We start from the raw sequence: 13482 nt of genomic DNA, 5'->3' as shown, positions 1-13482 counted from the left end.
CCTTTTGAACCCGGCGTGTCAGGCACGCGGGTGGTGCTGTTGATGTAGCTGTTTAAGTCTTTCGGTCGCTACATGCGTGTAAATTTGTGTGGTCGAGAGGTCGCTATGCCCCAATAACATCTGTACGACACGGAGATCGGCCCCATGGTTCAGCAAATGGGTGGCAAAGGCGTGGCGCAACACGTGCGGCGACAGCCTCTCGCTGTCAATGCCCGCTAGGATCGCATAGTGTTTGATGCGATGCCAGAATGTCTGTCGGGTCATTTGCTGACTGCGGTTGCTGGGAAACAACACATCCAGCGCCTGGCCGTTGAGCATCCACGGGCGGCCGTGCTCCAGATAGTTTTCGATCCAGTACACCGCTTCTTCGCCCAGCGGCACCAGCCGTTCCTTATTGCCTTTGCCGATCACCCGCACCACGCCCTGGCGCAGACTGACGTCGCTGATGGTCAGCCCGACCAGTTCGGAGACCCGCAGCCCGGTAGCGTACAGCACTTCCAGCATGGCCTTGTCACGCAGCTCCAATGGCTGATCGACACAGGGCGCCTGCAGCAGTGCATCGACCTGCGCCTCGCTCAAATCTTTCGGTAACCGCTGCGGCAGCTTCGGCGAGGCCAGCAGCGCGGTAGGGTCGTCGGCGCGCATATTTTCGCGGTACAGATACTGGAACAGGCGACGCATGGCGCTCAGCAAACGCGCGGAGCTGGTGGCCTTGTAACCGCCCTCCACACGCTTGGCGAGGAAAGCCTGCAGATCCAGCGCCTGCGCCTGTAACAATGAAGTATTTTGCTGGTTCAGCCAGGCGGCCAGCGCCTGCAAATCCAGCCGATAAGAGGCCAGCGTATTTTCTGCCAGATTGCGTTCGAGCCATAGCGCATCCAGGAATTGCTCAATCAACGCACTCTCTTGCTGTTGCACGCGGTCCTCTCTTTGTTACGTTTATGCCACAGGCATTATGCCTTAAGCCGGGACAAATCGGGTATACTCGCTGCAATTCTACCTACGGCAATATAAACGGTTTAAACATGAAGATTGGTCTGTTTTACGGCTCCAGCACCTGCTACACCGAGATGGCAGCAGAAAAAATCCGTGAGATTCTGGGTGAAGACCTGGTCGACCTGCACAACCTGAAAGACGTCTCCCCCAAGCTGATGGAAGAGTATTCCATCCTGATCCTCGGCATGCCAACCTGGGACTTTGGTGAGTTGCAAGAAGACTGGGAAGCGATTTGGCCGCAGCTGACCACGCTGGATTTGCAGGGGAAAATCGTCGCCATGTATGGCATGGGCGATCAACTCGGTTACGGCGAATGGTTCCTCGATGCGCTCGGCATGCTGCACGATCACATTGCCCCGCTCGGGGTGCAGTTTATCGGCTTCTGGCCAATTGAAGGCTTCGAATTTACCAGCCCGAAACCGCTGAGCGCCGACGGCAAACACTTTGTCGGCCTGGCGCTGGATGATGTGAATCAATACGACATGAGCGAAGACCGTCTGCAACAGTGGTGCGAACAGATCCTGCTGGAGATGGAACCGCTGCTGTAATGCCCATGGGCGCGGCAATGAACCGCGCCCAATCTGGTACTTATTTCCACAACCGGAAGCGATTCTCACCCTCACCGGTCGGTGTTTCGCCGTTCAAGCGTGCCGGATCGGCCACCTGATACCAGTCCAGCTTACGCGTCAGCAGCATAATTCCTGCCAAAATAGCAAACAACAACCCTGCCCCCAGTACCAGCGCGTTATCTTCCGATTGCAGCAACAGATACAGCACGCCATACAACATCAACAGGCTGGCGGCGAACAGCGCCCCCCGCAACCTGCCGCGCAGTACCGCGCTGAGGTAAAAGGCGATCAGTCCGCTGCAGGCAATGCTGGCCAGCAGATAGGCGGTAGCAAAGCCAAAATGCTCGGAGAATGCCAGCAGGATCAGGTAGAACAGCACCAGTGCAGCGCCAACCAGCAGGTACTGAATCGGATGCACCCGCAGACCGGTCAGGGTCTCGAACAGGAAGAACGCCATAAACGTCAGGCCGATAAACAACACCGCATATTTCACCGCGCGCTCGGTCAGTTGGTAGTGATCCACCGGTTCAATCAGACTGGTGCTGAAGGTGGGTAATTTGTCTTCGCCAAGAATTTCATCGTCGTAATGGAAAGCGCTGTTGATGTTGTTGGCAAACCAGGTGCTTCGCCAGCGGGCACTGAAGCCTTTTTCCGTCACTTTGCGTTCGTCCGGCAAGAAATTGCCGAGGAAGTTCGGATGTGGCCAGTTGCTCTGCAAGGTCAATTCACTGCTACGGCCGAGCGGTACCAGTGACAGGCTGCTGGTGCCCGCCAGCGTCAGGGTGAACTCGGCATCCAACCCCGCTTTTTGCAATGCGGCCAGCGTCAGCGGCGCATGGATCCCCTGATGCAACACATTGACCTGAGTGCCCGGCTCAAAGGTCGTTTGAGACTCTGTGCTGGTCAGTGGCGAGATGCTCTTGATGCCGCGTGAGTCGCTCAGCGAAATCAGCAAGAACGGCTGCCCCACTGTTACGTTGCTGCGCTGCAAGTCCGTCAAATCCGGCTGGCCAAACTTCACCTTAAACTGCAGCGGCCCCTGATACACCTGAGTCTGGTAGATGCCCAGCTTGCGCACTTCCACGTTCGGCTTGCCGTTAACCTGTAAAGTCTCCGGCAGCAGATAACGATGATGGCGAACCATTTGCACCACCTTCTGCCCCTTGTCATCCGTCTTCTCTTCCCGCTCGCTGTAAGGGATGACAATCAACGGCCCCAAAATGCGTTGCGCCCGACTGGTGCTTTCGCTGACCTGCCCGACCACGCTCTGGCGATAGCCGCTGCGCTCATCAATCACATTCATTAACTGCGTTACCGGGATGATCATTAAAATCATCAATCCCAGCAGAGTGGTTATTTTCCAAAACAGTACCGATTTCATCATCGCCGCGCTCCATGTAGGTAATAGCGCTACGATAAAAGCCTCAGGTGAAAGCCGGATGTGGTTATGTGAAGGGACGGTGAAGTCAGAGCGATAAGGTGAAAATAGCCGTCACACCCTGCGGTTGACGGTTGTTCAACTGGATGCTGCCACGGTGCAAGCGCGCCACTTCCTGCACAAAGTTCAGCCCCAGGCCGCTGCTTTTCGGCTTGTCCGATCGGGCCAGCGAATAGAAACGTTCAAACACTTTGTCCAGCGCGTAATCCGGAATGCCACTGCCGTCGTCACTGACGGTGACCTGATAGTGACCCTCGCGGCGTTCGCCACGGACACTGATGCTGCCGCCCGGTGGCGAAAAATCCAGCGCATTGTCGAGCAGGTTAGTCAGCGCCTGGCTGATCAGCAATCCATCTCCGCTCAGCGTGATCTCTTCTGCCACATTCACCTGCAGCGAAACACTGCGTCGCTCTGCCTGCGCCTCTTTGCTTGCCACCGCCTGACGCACCAGCGTCGCCATCGCCAGCGGAGCCAGCTCCAATCCAGGCCGGCTCTCCAGCCGCGCCTGCACCAGCAATTTATCCACCAGTTGCTGAATGCGCGCGCTTTGCTGTTCGATATTGGTCAGGAAACGCTGGGCGGTGGCCGCTGGCGGCTGTTCCTGCAACAGCTCGGCTGCGCCACGGATGGCAGCCAGCGGGCTTTTCAGCTCGTGGGTCAGGGTATGCACATATTGTTCGATGTGTGCCTTGCCCTCCAGCTTCACCCGCATGCTGTCCAGCGCCTGCGCCAGCTGTGTCAGCTCATGGCCGCCCATTTTTGGCAGCGGTGCGCTTTCACCCTTCGCCACGCCGTCAGCATAATGCACCAGCCGGCCAATTGAGCGGTTGATCCACCAGACAAAACCCAGCCCGATCAGCAAGGCAATGCCCAACAGCAGCGCACCGGCCCACAGAATTCTTCGCTCGCTGCGCTTGATCACCGGTGCCATGGTGCTGTTCGGTTTACCGACGCTGAGCACGCCGATAATTTTGCCCTGATCCATTACCGGCGCGGCGACGTACATCACCGAGCTGTTTTCATCCTGCGGATCGCTGCGCGTACTGCGCGCGCCGTACTGGCCGAGCAGCGTCAGATAAACATCATTCCAGCGCGAGTAGTCCTGGCCGAGCGCCTTGCCGCTGGAATCAAAAATGACCTTGCCGTGTTGATCGGTGAGATAGACATGGTATTCGCTGCGATCCTTGCGGATGCCGGCAATATTGGCACCAATCGGTCGTTGATTGAGTTGAGCAAACGCCTGCGCCAGTTGCCCGTGCGCCACGTCGGCGTGCTGCATGTCCAAACGCGCGATCTGCGCCAGCAGGTTGGCGGTATCCACCAGCGTGCCTTCGGTCGCACGCCGCACGCCAGGTTTCACTTCCTGCACAAAAATGCTCAGCACGAAATAGCCCGCTACCGCCACAATCAGGAAATACCCCAACAGCAGCCGCAGGCCTATTCTCATGACTGGCGGCTCACGCTGTAGCCGAGACCGCGGTGGGTGTGGATCGGCGGTTCAGCCGGATCGATGGCTCGCAGCTTGGCGCGCAGCGTTTTGATATGGGTGTCGACGGTGCGGTCCAGGCTCTCTTCGGCCAGTGCCCAGACGCTTTCCATCAATTGTTGGCGTGAGAATACCCGGCCGGGGGCCAGCAACAGGGTTTTCAACAGCAGAAATTCGTAACGGGTCAGCGGCAGCGGCTGCTGATGGTAATAGATGGCCGCGGCTTGTTCATCCAGGCCAAAAGGACCGAAGCTGTACAGAGCAGGCTGCTGCAGGCGCTGCTGTTTTTGCAGACGACGCAGAATGGTGCGCACCCGGGCGCTGACCTCTCGTGGAGAGAAGGGTTTGGCAACGTAATCGTCAGCGCCGATTTCCAGCCCAATCAGGCGATCGACCTCATCGCTGCGGGCGGTGAGAAACAAAATCGGTAAATCCGCCGACTGTGATAACAGCCGACGGCAGAGTTCAAAACCATTGATGTCCGGCAGGCCAACATCGAGGATCGCCAGCGCAGGTGCCCCTTGCGCCAACGCCTGTAATACCGGTTCACCACGTTCGAACCAACGCACCTGAAAGCCTTCGCTTTCCAGGGTATAAATCAGCGTATCGGCAATGCTGGGTTCATCTTCCACCAGCCAGAGCGTCGGCTTCATCAGGGTTCCTCGTCATCACTGGCCGGCGGATAGAGCAACTGCTGGCGCAGATGCCGCCAATCGGCTTTGGCCATGGCATCGGATGCCAGCCACAGTCGACGGCGCTTTTTGCCCCCCACGGGCTGCAAAGTCAGCAAAATACCGTAACGCGGCATCCAGGGCTGCTTCACCAGTTGCCATTCCTGGCCGTGCCAACCCAGGCGTTGGTTTTCCAGCAGGCGTAGTTCGCCCTGCCGCGACGCGATACGCTTTTGGCTGCGAATGCACTCAAACACCACCAGCGTCAGCAACACCAGCCAGATCGGCCCGTAGCCTTCCGGCCAGGGTGAAATCAGGATCAGCAGGATCAGTGCGCCGTGTGTCAGCAGGGAAAGTAACTGGGTGCGCCAGGAAATACGGACGTCACATCGCCACTGGGCCACGGTCTTTATTTCGCGTCTGGATCAGTGTCACCATTCTCTGCAGTTCACTGTCCTGCGGAGCGCCATGATTCATCAGCCAATTGAAAAGATCGGGATCGTCGGACTCCAGCAGGCGGATAAACAGCGCTTTATCTGTGTCATTCAACTGGTCGTATTCATACTCGAAGAACGGCATGATGGAGATGTCCAGCTCGCGCATACCACGGCGACAAGCCCAGTGGATACGTGCTTTGTTATTAATATCCATGTTGTTATGACTAACCTCTTTTCAGCGTGGCAACGCCATCGCAGGGTTCAACTGACACACTGTATGGCAACACCGGCGCGATATAATTCCATCAGCCAAAGATCTGTCTGCAAGGGTTACCCTTGGCCGCAAGCCTATAGAGTAACAATTTGACATACTCGCCGGGAAGGACGTTCTCTGTGTAAAGCGTAATAAAGCGCTAAATGTCAAAAAAAGCGCTGCCAGTGAAGCAAGCGTGAATAACAGTTTGCAAAGCCCGCCGCCTCTTTTACCATGGGGTCAACACACCTTCAGGTAAGCTAAACGTTAAGCAGGATCTTACTATGGCGTATAAAATTCCATTTCCACCCCGTCAGCCCTCCGCTTCTTCCCATCTGCCCCTGACCCTGATCTCGCTGGAAGATTGGGCAATGGTGACGCTGAACGGACCGGACACGGTGAAATACCTTCAAGGCCAGGTGACCGCCGATATCGAAGCGCTGCCGGTCGATAGTCATGTGTTGTGTGGTCACTGCGACGCCAAAGGCAAAATGTGGAGCAATCTGCGTTTGTTCCATCGTGGTGAAGGCTTTGCCTATCTGGAACGCCGCAGCGTGCTGGACAGCCAACTGGCAGAAATCAAGAAGTACGCGGTATTTTCCAAACTCACCATTGCCGCCGACAACGAAGCCGTCTTATTGGGCGTCGCCGGTTTTCAGGCACGCGCAGCGCTGGCGGGGGTGTTCAACAGCCTGCCGGATGCTGAACATCAGGTGGTGCAGGACGGTGAAACCACGCTGTTGCACTTCTCTCTGCCGGCGGAACGTTTTCTGCTGGTTACCACCGCTGCCATTGCCGAACAGTTGGCTGACAAGCTGCATGAACAGGCAGAACTGAACGACAGCCAACAGTGGCTGACGCTGGATATCGAAGCCGGTTACCCGGTGATCGACACCGCCAACAGCGGGCAATTGATCCCTCAGGCCACTAACCTGCAGGCGCTGGAAGGCATCAGTTTCAGCAAGGGTTGCTACACCGGTCAGGAAATGGTGGCTCGCGCCAAGTTCCGCGGTGCCAACAAGCGTGCGTTGTACTGGCTGGAAGGCAAAGCCGGGCGAGTGCCACAGGCCGCTGAAGACGTGGAGTTGCAACTGGGTGAGAACTGGCGCCGTACCGGTACGGTGCTGACTGCTGCCAAGCTGGCCGACGGCACGCTGTGGGTACAGGTAGTGTTGAATAACGATCTAGATGCCAACAGCAAGCTACGGGTTCGCGATGATGCCGCCAGCCAACTGGCCATCAAACCGCTGCCATATTCGTTGACGGAAGAAAAATAATACCCAGGCAGCAGGCTCACGCCTGCTGCCTGATTCCTTACTCGTCCAATTCGCCGTCGCGCTGCACCAGATAGATCAGCACCAAAATGAGGGTGACGAAGAATCGGAAAGCATCAGGCACCCCGTTCCATTGTTTCGACATCCACATACCGAACCACTCACCTCCCACCGACATAAACCCGACCTGCCAGGTCAGAAAACCGAGCGTCAGGCCGGCCACCGCTAGCGTTTTCTTTCTGTTGAAGGCCACCGCAGGCAATTTCAAGCCGCACAGCAGACGCAGTCCGCCTATCCAGCACAGCAGTGCGGTCAGGCTTTCCAGCGCAATGATGCCAATGTAACCGGCATGATGCAGCCACGGAGTCTGTATTGAACGGTAGGTGATGGTGGCGTCAGGGAAAATGGTGTCCATCATAAAGACATGACGTACAAAGGCGAAGTTGGAGCCGTAGTCCGTGATATTGCCAAATGCCACCAGCGTGGCGAACAGCGCCATCGCGCACACCAGCAACGCTTTGGATAAGCGAACGATCATATTGATGAGTCCTGAAAAGGTTAACGTAAACACCGAAGGTGTAGTTCGCGGGCTCAGGAATGAAGAAATGGGCTTGCTGGATACCCGAAAGAAACAAGCGCTTCTTTTCTAACTGAAAAGAAACGCTTAATCAACATGATATTAACGCTCTACTGGCGGAGATCAGACGTACAGATAAATCGCCATAAAATGGCACAGGCTGCCGCCGAGCACGAAACCATGCCAAATGGCGTGACCGAAGCGGAAACGCTTCGATGCATAGAAAATCACCCCCAGGGTATAAACCACGCCCCCTACCGCCAGCAGCGTCACACCGCCCACCGCCAGACGGGTCGCCAACTGATAAATCACGATCAGCGACAGCCAGCCCATGGTCAGATAGGTCACCAGCGACAGCGCTTCAAAACGGTGAGCGAAGGCCAGTTTGAACAATACGCCCAGCAGTGCCAATCCCCAGATTACCGCCATCAGCCCTTTCGCCAGCGGCGAGTTCAGCCCCACCAACAAAAACGGTGTGTAGGTACCGGCTATCAAAAGATAAATGGCGCAGTGGTCAAATTTTTTCAGCCAGTGCTTGGCCTTTTGATGGGGAATGGCATGGTAGAGCGTGGAGGCAAGGAACAGCAGGATCATGCTGCCACCATAAAGACTGTAGCTGGCGATGGCCGTCACGTCAGCGCCGGTATCGACCGCCTGAACTAACAGCAAAACCAGGCCGACAATGCCGAAAACCAGGCCGATGCCATGGCTGATGCTATTAGCGATCTCTTCCGCCCACGGATAGGCCGCAGCGGCAATTTTTTCGCTACCGGCTTTTACTACGCCCGTTTTTCCCATAAAGCACAACCCCTCAAAACAGCCAACATTGTTCGAAATTACCGCAAAGCAGCTTAACTGAGAATAATTTCAGTGTACACGTGTACGCTAAAATAAAACTGTGTGCGCGTGTAACCATCGAAATCCCTCGCCCGCTGGTCTACAATCGTTCGGCTTCAACCCATCTACCTTGAGGTTTACACCATGTCATCCGCTGTACCCGCGTTAGATTTCGGCTCCATGACCCAGGTCATCCAGTTCCTGATGGAAATCGACAAGTTGAAAAGCGTGCAACGCCGCACCAAAGTGCTGGGCACTCAACGCCAGGAAAACTCCGCCGAACACAGCTGGCACTTTGCTATTGGCGCCCTGAGCCTGGCCCCCTACGCCGGGGAAGGCGTGGATATCCAACGGGTGATCCAGATGGCACTGCTGCATGACATCGTTGAGATCGATGCCGGTGACGTGCTGGTCTACGATCTGGCGGCCCGCGCAGCGATCCATGATAAAGAAGTGGCGGCAGCCCGCCGGTTGTTCGGTATGCTGCCAGACACCCAGCGCGAGTATTTCACCGCTTTATGGCAGGAGTATGAAGATGGTGAGAGCGCTGACGCGCGTTTCGCGCTGGTGCTGGATCGCACCATGCCAATGCTGATGAACCTGCATAACGAAGGCCAAAGCTGGGTCGAAAATGGCATCAGCCTGGAGCAGGTACTTTCGCGCAACGCCACCATCGCCGACGTTCAGCCGGAGCTGTGGAAATACCTGTTGCAGCACCTGCACGACGCTCAGCGCAAAGGCTGGCTGAAATAACGCTGTTGCTGTTGCGACATGCCGGGTGATCCCTTCACCCGGCAAGCTATTCACAACGGCTTGTGGGCCGTTTCCTTTGCGGCAATCACCGCCCACAGCGTGATCAACAACGCCACCACCACATAGACCGAGATCGCCAGCGTGCTGTCGTAAGACTTGAATAGCGATGCGATAATCAAGGGTGCAAAACCACCACCGATAATACCTGCCAGCGTATAGGCCAACGACGATCCGGCATAGCGCACCCGGGTCGGGAACTGTTCGGTGATAAAGGCCGCCTGCGGGCCGTACATCGCCGCATGGATCAACAACCCCACCACCACTGCCAGGCAGATCAGCACCGGCTGGCTGCTGTCGAGCAACATAAAGAACACAAATGCCCAAACCATCGCCGCCAGCGCCCCGCCGATATACACCGGTCGACGGCCAAAACGATCGGACAGTGCACCAAACATCGGTACGGTAATCGCGTTACCGATCGCCCCCAACATGGTAGCGGCCAACGCCAGCGGGCGCGGCAGGTTCAGTACCGTGGTGACATAGGTCAGGGTAAAGACCACCACCAGCGCATACAGCACGTCGGAACCGATACGTGAGCCACCGGCAATCAACAATGGACGCCGATGCTGGGTGAAGACCTCGCGGATCGGCGAATGGGTAACGTCTTTGGACGCCTCCAGTTTCAGAAACGCCGGCGTTTCCCCCACCCCACGGCGCAGCCACAGGCCAAATACCACCAACACCAGGCTAAGCAGGAAAGGAATACGCCAACCCCACTGCTGGAAATCTTCTGCCGACATCGCTACCGTCACCAGCGTGATCAAACCGGTGCCGATCAGGGTCCCACAGGAAGGGCCGACCTGAGCAAAGGAGGCGTTACGCCCACGCTGATGAGGTTTACCGTGTTCCATCGACAGCAATACTGCCCCCGCCCATTCGCCTCCCAACGCAATCCCCTGAATAAAGCGCAGCGTGACCAACAGCAGCGGACTCCAAATGCCCCAACTGGCATAACCCGGCAGCAGCCCCATCAGTGCGGTAGTCACGCCCATGATCACCAGCGTGGTCACCAGGACAAAACGGCGCCCCAGCACGTCGCCGAGATGACCAAACACGATGCCGCCAATCGGCCGTGAAACATAACCGACCGCGTAGGTGGAAAACGCCAAAATGGTGCCCACCAGCGGATCGAAAGACGGGAAAAACACGTGGTTGAAAATCAGTGCCGCCATGATGTTGTAAACGGTGAAGTCATACCATTCCAGTGCGGTGCCGATCGAACTGGCCGCGGCCAGCTTGCCGGTATTCGGTGGATGAGCGGCAGTATCGTCGGCAGATAAATTCGCGGTCGGTGTTTCCGTGGTTGAAGTGCTCATGATGACAGCTCCTGCGTGGTCAGTTGCCAGCCAAGGACATAGTGCACCGCATCGGTGGCAGGGATTTTCAAGTGGTGACAAGCCAGCTCATTCAGCCGCTGACCGGCTTCGGCACTGCTGCTTTCGATCAACAGCATCGGCAACAACTGGCGATTTTCCCGCGACTCTTTCGGCAGCGGCGAGCTGAGTTCAACATCCGGCGACAGCAGGCTGCTGCGCACAAAACCGGGTTGCTCGGCCAGCATCGCCCCCAAATGATGGATACCGGCCTTCAGGACTTCCGGTGCCGCCGGCCCCAGGGTAACAATAACCAAATGGCTGCCGCAGCCCTGTCCGGTCACCGCCTCTACCGCACAGACCCGGCGCATTGGGTCGCGCATTTTGTCGAGGCTCGCCACCGACCAGGGGGTCTGTTGGTTAAACGCGGCGCGGTAAGCCGCCGAGGTAAAACTGGCCAGGGATTCGGTTTTATACAGCCCCAGGTATTTACGCCCGCCTTGTAGCGCCTGATAACGCGTGCCCGACAAAAAACCGGGCACCCGTACCCGCTCTTCCACGTGCTCACGGTCGTACCACTGATTGAAATCCGCCTCGTCCTGCGCGGCGACATCTGTTGCGACAAACAGCATTCCGTTCGGGGAACCGGTCATGGGTACTCTCCTGTTAGCTCAAAGTAAGGCGGGGTCGACCCCACCGGAAAATCACACCTCGGTGAGGCAGCGTTCGATCGCCAGCGCCCAACCCAGCAGCGCCTCGTCCTGCAAGGGCAACCCGGCCACCATCAGGCCAACCGGCGCCGCACCGGGCGATTGGCAGGGCAGTGATAGTGCGCAACCATCGAGGAAGTTGATCACCGAAGGGTTACGCAGCGCAGCGCCGTTGATACGAAAATAAGCGTCTTCATCCGCTTCCAACTCGGCAATGGTTGGCGCAACCATAGGCACCGTCGGCATCAAGAGTGCGTCAAACCCTTTCACTGCAGCCGTCACCCGCCGTTGCCAATCGGCACGCAGCAACTGCAATTGCTGTAGATCCTGCTCATTCAGCCATTGGCCGCGACGAATACGCGATAACACCCTTGGGTCATAGCCATCGGCATGTTCGGCAATCAGCGGTTGATGCCAGCGCCAGGACTCCAGCGCGCTGAAACCACCGGCAGCGTTGATCGTCGCCAGTTCGCCAAACTCCTGGCAGGGAATAAATTCAATCTTTGCTCCGGCCTGCGTCAGCCGCTGCAGGCTGAGATGAAACGCGGCAGTGACCTCATCGTCCAGGCCATCCAGCACCAGCGTTTGGGGCACGGCAAAGCGCGCCTGACTCAAGGTTTTCTGCTGCGGATGCAGCGGCAGATCGGCTATCGCCGCATCCAGCGCGATGCAACCAGCAACGTCATGAGCGATCACGCCGATCGAATCCAGTGAGGGCGACAACGGCAGCAGACCGCGACTGTCGATACGACGGGCGGTGGGTTTATAACCGGTCAGGCCGCAGAAGGCCGCCGGAATACGTACCGAGCCACCGGTGTCGCTGCCTATCGCACCAAAGCACATGCCATCAGCCACCGCGACTGCCGCACCGGAAGACGAACCGCCGGGAATCCGGCGTGCAGAGCGATCCCAGGGATTGGCAGGCGTGCCGTAGTGGGGATTGATCCCCAGCCCTGAATAGGCAAACTCGGTCATGTTGGTTTTCCCGATGACCACCGCGCCAGCCTGCAACAACCGCACCACCACGGCAGAATGGCGGTTAGCCACCGGCGCGTCGGCCAGCACCCGTGATCCGGCGGCGGTGGCTTCCCCGGCGACATCAAACAGGTCTTTGACCGACACCGGCACGCCGTCCAGCGCCGACAAGGGGGTTCCTGCTGCACGCCGTCGATCGGCCGCCAGTGCCTGCTGCTGTGCCCAGTCGCTATAAACATAGGTAAAAGTGCGTGCGCCCTCTCCCTGCTCGTCAGCAATTTGCGCCAGCGCAGCGGCAGTCAACTGCACAGCCGTTAATTCACCCTTGGCCAACCCGGTGGCGACCTGCGTTAAAGTCAGCTTTTCCATCACGCCACCACCGGCAGTTCTATGCTGCGATAGCCGTGGCTGATGGTACGTCCCAGCACCTCGTCCACCAGTTCCATACGGAATTCGGTCGCCGGTCGGATACCGCCAATCGCCGCCACCGTGCCGCAGGCCATCGCCAGACCGTCACGCGGCTGAGGTACCGTCAGCCCGCCCTCGGGCACCTGCTGACCACTCAGATAACGATCCAGCAGATCGCCAGGCGTGCGAAGACTGGCAAGGTAACCCTGCTGATAAAGCCGGAACTCACCGTCCTCTTTGATCCAGGATCGCAAGATCAACGAATCCCAATGTGCGATCACTTCCCGCAGGGGCCACGCGGCGCGAGCTACCGGTTTGACGCAAATTTGTTTGGACAGCGCTACGCTGTGCGCCTCCAGTTGACGATCGGTATGATCCGAGGCCAGCGAAACAAACAGCTCGCCGCGATGAGTGAAGATCAGCGGTTCCGCTTCGCCGGAGCTGGCATTGCCAATCACTTCAATGCAATCGCTCTGGCTAAGCTGATTAACGGCCACCCGATAGAACAGAGGGACTGCACTGGGTTGGGGCACACCCAGCTCCGCCAACTCCCTAATGTGGTGCAGGATCGCCTCACGATCGCGGCCGGTCCAGCCGGCGATCACCAGATGATCAATCTCAACATCCAGCCCCCCGGCACCGCTGGATTCAGGTAAAGTGAAGGTCAGTCTCATGGCGTTTGTGCCTCTTTGGTTAAAATACTGTGAAATTTCACTATATCTTTA

General features: G+C 57.5%; 15 protein-coding genes. 3 read left to right on the top strand and 12 right to left on the bottom strand.

Going from position 1 to position 13482, the window contains the following annotated elements; all coding sequences use genetic code 11:
* Positions 1–18: 18 nt before the first annotated feature.
* Entirely contained in the window at positions 19–918 is a 900-nt protein-coding gene (xerD, locus tag OC597_RS21720; protein WP_261258666.1) for a site-specific tyrosine recombinase XerD, read from the bottom strand.
* Positions 919–1025: 107 nt separating this feature from the next.
* On the opposite strand from xerD, the gene fldB reads away from it, so the two are divergent.
* Positions 1026–1544, top strand: coding sequence for a flavodoxin FldB (gene fldB / locus OC597_RS21715; RefSeq protein ID WP_112347289.1), 519 nt, complete (start codon positions 1026–1028; stop codon positions 1542–1544).
* Positions 1545–1584: 40 nt separating this feature from the next.
* On the opposite strand, the gene creD is transcribed toward fldB, so the two are convergent.
* From creD to sdhE, 5 genes are all read right to left on the bottom strand, one after another.
* Complete coding sequence (gene creD / locus OC597_RS21710) at positions 1585–2949, bottom strand: cell envelope integrity protein CreD (protein ID WP_262210456.1); 1365 nt, start codon at positions 2947–2949, stop codon at positions 1585–1587.
* Positions 2950–3031: 82 nt separating this feature from the next.
* Positions 3032–4450: a two-component system sensor histidine kinase CreC gene (gene creC, locus OC597_RS21705; RefSeq protein ID WP_262210455.1), complete on the bottom strand. Its 1419-nt coding sequence runs from the start codon at positions 4448–4450 to the stop codon at positions 3032–3034.
* Positions 4447–5142 carry a two-component system response regulator CreB gene (gene creB, locus OC597_RS21700; RefSeq protein WP_261258674.1) on the bottom strand — a complete coding sequence of 232 codons (696 nt, stop codon included), beginning with the start codon at positions 5140–5142 and terminating at the stop codon, positions 4447–4449. Before creB ends, creC begins: the two co-directional genes overlap by 4 nt.
* Positions 5142–5564, bottom strand: coding sequence for a protein YgfX (locus tag OC597_RS21695; RefSeq protein ID WP_099063843.1), 423 nt, complete (start codon positions 5562–5564; stop codon positions 5142–5144). Before OC597_RS21695 ends, creB begins: the two co-directional genes overlap by 1 nt.
* Complete coding sequence (gene sdhE / locus OC597_RS21690) at positions 5545–5811, bottom strand: FAD assembly factor SdhE (RefSeq protein WP_037418284.1); 267 nt, start codon at positions 5809–5811, stop codon at positions 5545–5547. Before sdhE ends, OC597_RS21695 begins: the two co-directional genes overlap by 20 nt.
* Positions 5812–6134: 323 nt before the next feature.
* On the opposite strand from sdhE, the gene ygfZ reads away from it, so the two are divergent.
* On the top strand, positions 6135–7127 hold the full coding sequence (ygfZ, locus tag OC597_RS21685; RefSeq protein WP_262210453.1) for a tRNA-modifying protein YgfZ: 993 nt from the start codon (positions 6135–6137) through the stop codon (positions 7125–7127).
* A gap of 37 nt (positions 7128–7164) precedes the next feature.
* Here the strand turns inward: ygfZ and OC597_RS21680 are convergent, their stop codons facing one another.
* Entirely contained in the window at positions 7165–7662 is a 498-nt protein-coding gene (locus tag OC597_RS21680; protein ID WP_261258677.1) for a DUF2165 family protein, read from the bottom strand.
* Between the two features lie 162 nt (positions 7663–7824).
* Positions 7825–8499, bottom strand: a complete 675-nt coding sequence (gene trhA / locus OC597_RS21675; RefSeq protein WP_129937049.1) for a PAQR family membrane homeostasis protein TrhA — start codon at positions 8497–8499, stop codon at positions 7825–7827.
* Positions 8500–8682: 183 nt separating this feature from the next.
* Here trhA and OC597_RS21670 point away from each other — a divergent pair, with 183 nt between their 5' ends.
* Positions 8683–9291 carry an HD domain-containing protein gene (locus OC597_RS21670; protein ID WP_261285219.1) on the top strand — a complete coding sequence of 203 codons (609 nt, stop codon included), beginning with the start codon at positions 8683–8685 and terminating at the stop codon, positions 9289–9291.
* A gap of 50 nt (positions 9292–9341) precedes the next feature.
* Here the strand turns inward: OC597_RS21670 and OC597_RS21665 are convergent, their stop codons facing one another.
* From OC597_RS21665 to OC597_RS21650, 4 genes are read right to left on the bottom strand one after another with little or no spacing between them, the layout of a single operon-like run.
* The gene (locus tag OC597_RS21665; RefSeq protein WP_261285220.1) at positions 9342–10667 is read right to left on the bottom strand and encodes an MFS transporter; all 1326 of its coding nucleotides are present in this window, start codon (positions 10665–10667) and stop codon (positions 9342–9344) included.
* Entirely contained in the window at positions 10664–11317 is a 654-nt protein-coding gene (locus OC597_RS21660; protein WP_262210437.1) for an ABM domain-containing protein, read from the bottom strand. Before OC597_RS21660 ends, OC597_RS21665 begins: the two co-directional genes overlap by 4 nt.
* Before the next feature lie 51 nt (positions 11318–11368).
* Positions 11369–12718: an amidase gene (locus tag OC597_RS21655; RefSeq protein ID WP_262210436.1), complete on the bottom strand. Its 1350-nt coding sequence runs from the start codon at positions 12716–12718 to the stop codon at positions 11369–11371.
* Positions 12718–13431, bottom strand: a complete 714-nt coding sequence (locus OC597_RS21650) for a DUF2848 domain-containing protein (protein WP_262210435.1) — start codon at positions 13429–13431, stop codon at positions 12718–12720. Before OC597_RS21650 ends, OC597_RS21655 begins: the two co-directional genes overlap by 1 nt.
* Positions 13432–13482 lie beyond the last annotated feature (51 nt).

It is taken from the genome of Serratia proteamaculans (assembly GCF_946227095.1).
Lineage (GTDB): Bacteria > Pseudomonadota > Gammaproteobacteria > Enterobacterales > Enterobacteriaceae > Serratia > Serratia proteamaculans_E.
This window is presented reverse-complemented; position numbering and strand designations above follow the sequence as displayed.

Excerpts from the sequence above, each read along its gene's own strand:
- fldB (WP_112347289.1), top strand. The coding sequence starts at position 1,026 with ATGAAGATTGGTCTGTTTTACGGCTCCAGCACCTGCTACACCGAGATG.
- creD (WP_262210456.1), bottom strand. The coding sequence starts at position 2,949 with ATGATGAAATCGGTACTGTTTTGGAAAATAACCACTCTGCTGGGATTG.
- creC (WP_262210455.1), bottom strand. The coding sequence starts at position 4,450 with ATGAGAATAGGCCTGCGGCTGCTGTTGGGGTATTTCCTGATTGTGGCG.
- creB (WP_261258674.1), bottom strand. The coding sequence starts at position 5,142 with ATGAAGCCGACGCTCTGGCTGGTGGAAGATGAACCCAGCATTGCCGAT.
- sdhE (WP_037418284.1), bottom strand. The coding sequence starts at position 5,811 with ATGGATATTAATAACAAAGCACGTATCCACTGGGCTTGTCGCCGTGGT.
- ygfZ (WP_262210453.1), top strand. The coding sequence starts at position 6,135 with ATGGCGTATAAAATTCCATTTCCACCCCGTCAGCCCTCCGCTTCTTCC.
- OC597_RS21680 (WP_261258677.1), bottom strand. The coding sequence starts at position 7,662 with ATGATCGTTCGCTTATCCAAAGCGTTGCTGGTGTGCGCGATGGCGCTG.
- trhA (WP_129937049.1), bottom strand. The coding sequence starts at position 8,499 with ATGGGAAAAACGGGCGTAGTAAAAGCCGGTAGCGAAAAAATTGCCGCT.
- OC597_RS21670 (WP_261285219.1), top strand. The coding sequence starts at position 8,683 with ATGTCATCCGCTGTACCCGCGTTAGATTTCGGCTCCATGACCCAGGTC.
- OC597_RS21665 (WP_261285220.1), bottom strand. The coding sequence starts at position 10,667 with ATGAGCACTTCAACCACGGAAACACCGACCGCGAATTTATCTGCCGAC.
- OC597_RS21660 (WP_262210437.1), bottom strand. The coding sequence starts at position 11,317 with ATGACCGGTTCCCCGAACGGAATGCTGTTTGTCGCAACAGATGTCGCC.
- OC597_RS21655 (WP_262210436.1), bottom strand. The coding sequence starts at position 12,718 with ATGGAAAAGCTGACTTTAACGCAGGTCGCCACCGGGTTGGCCAAGGGT.
- OC597_RS21650 (WP_262210435.1), bottom strand. The coding sequence starts at position 13,431 with ATGAGACTGACCTTCACTTTACCTGAATCCAGCGGTGCCGGGGGGCTG.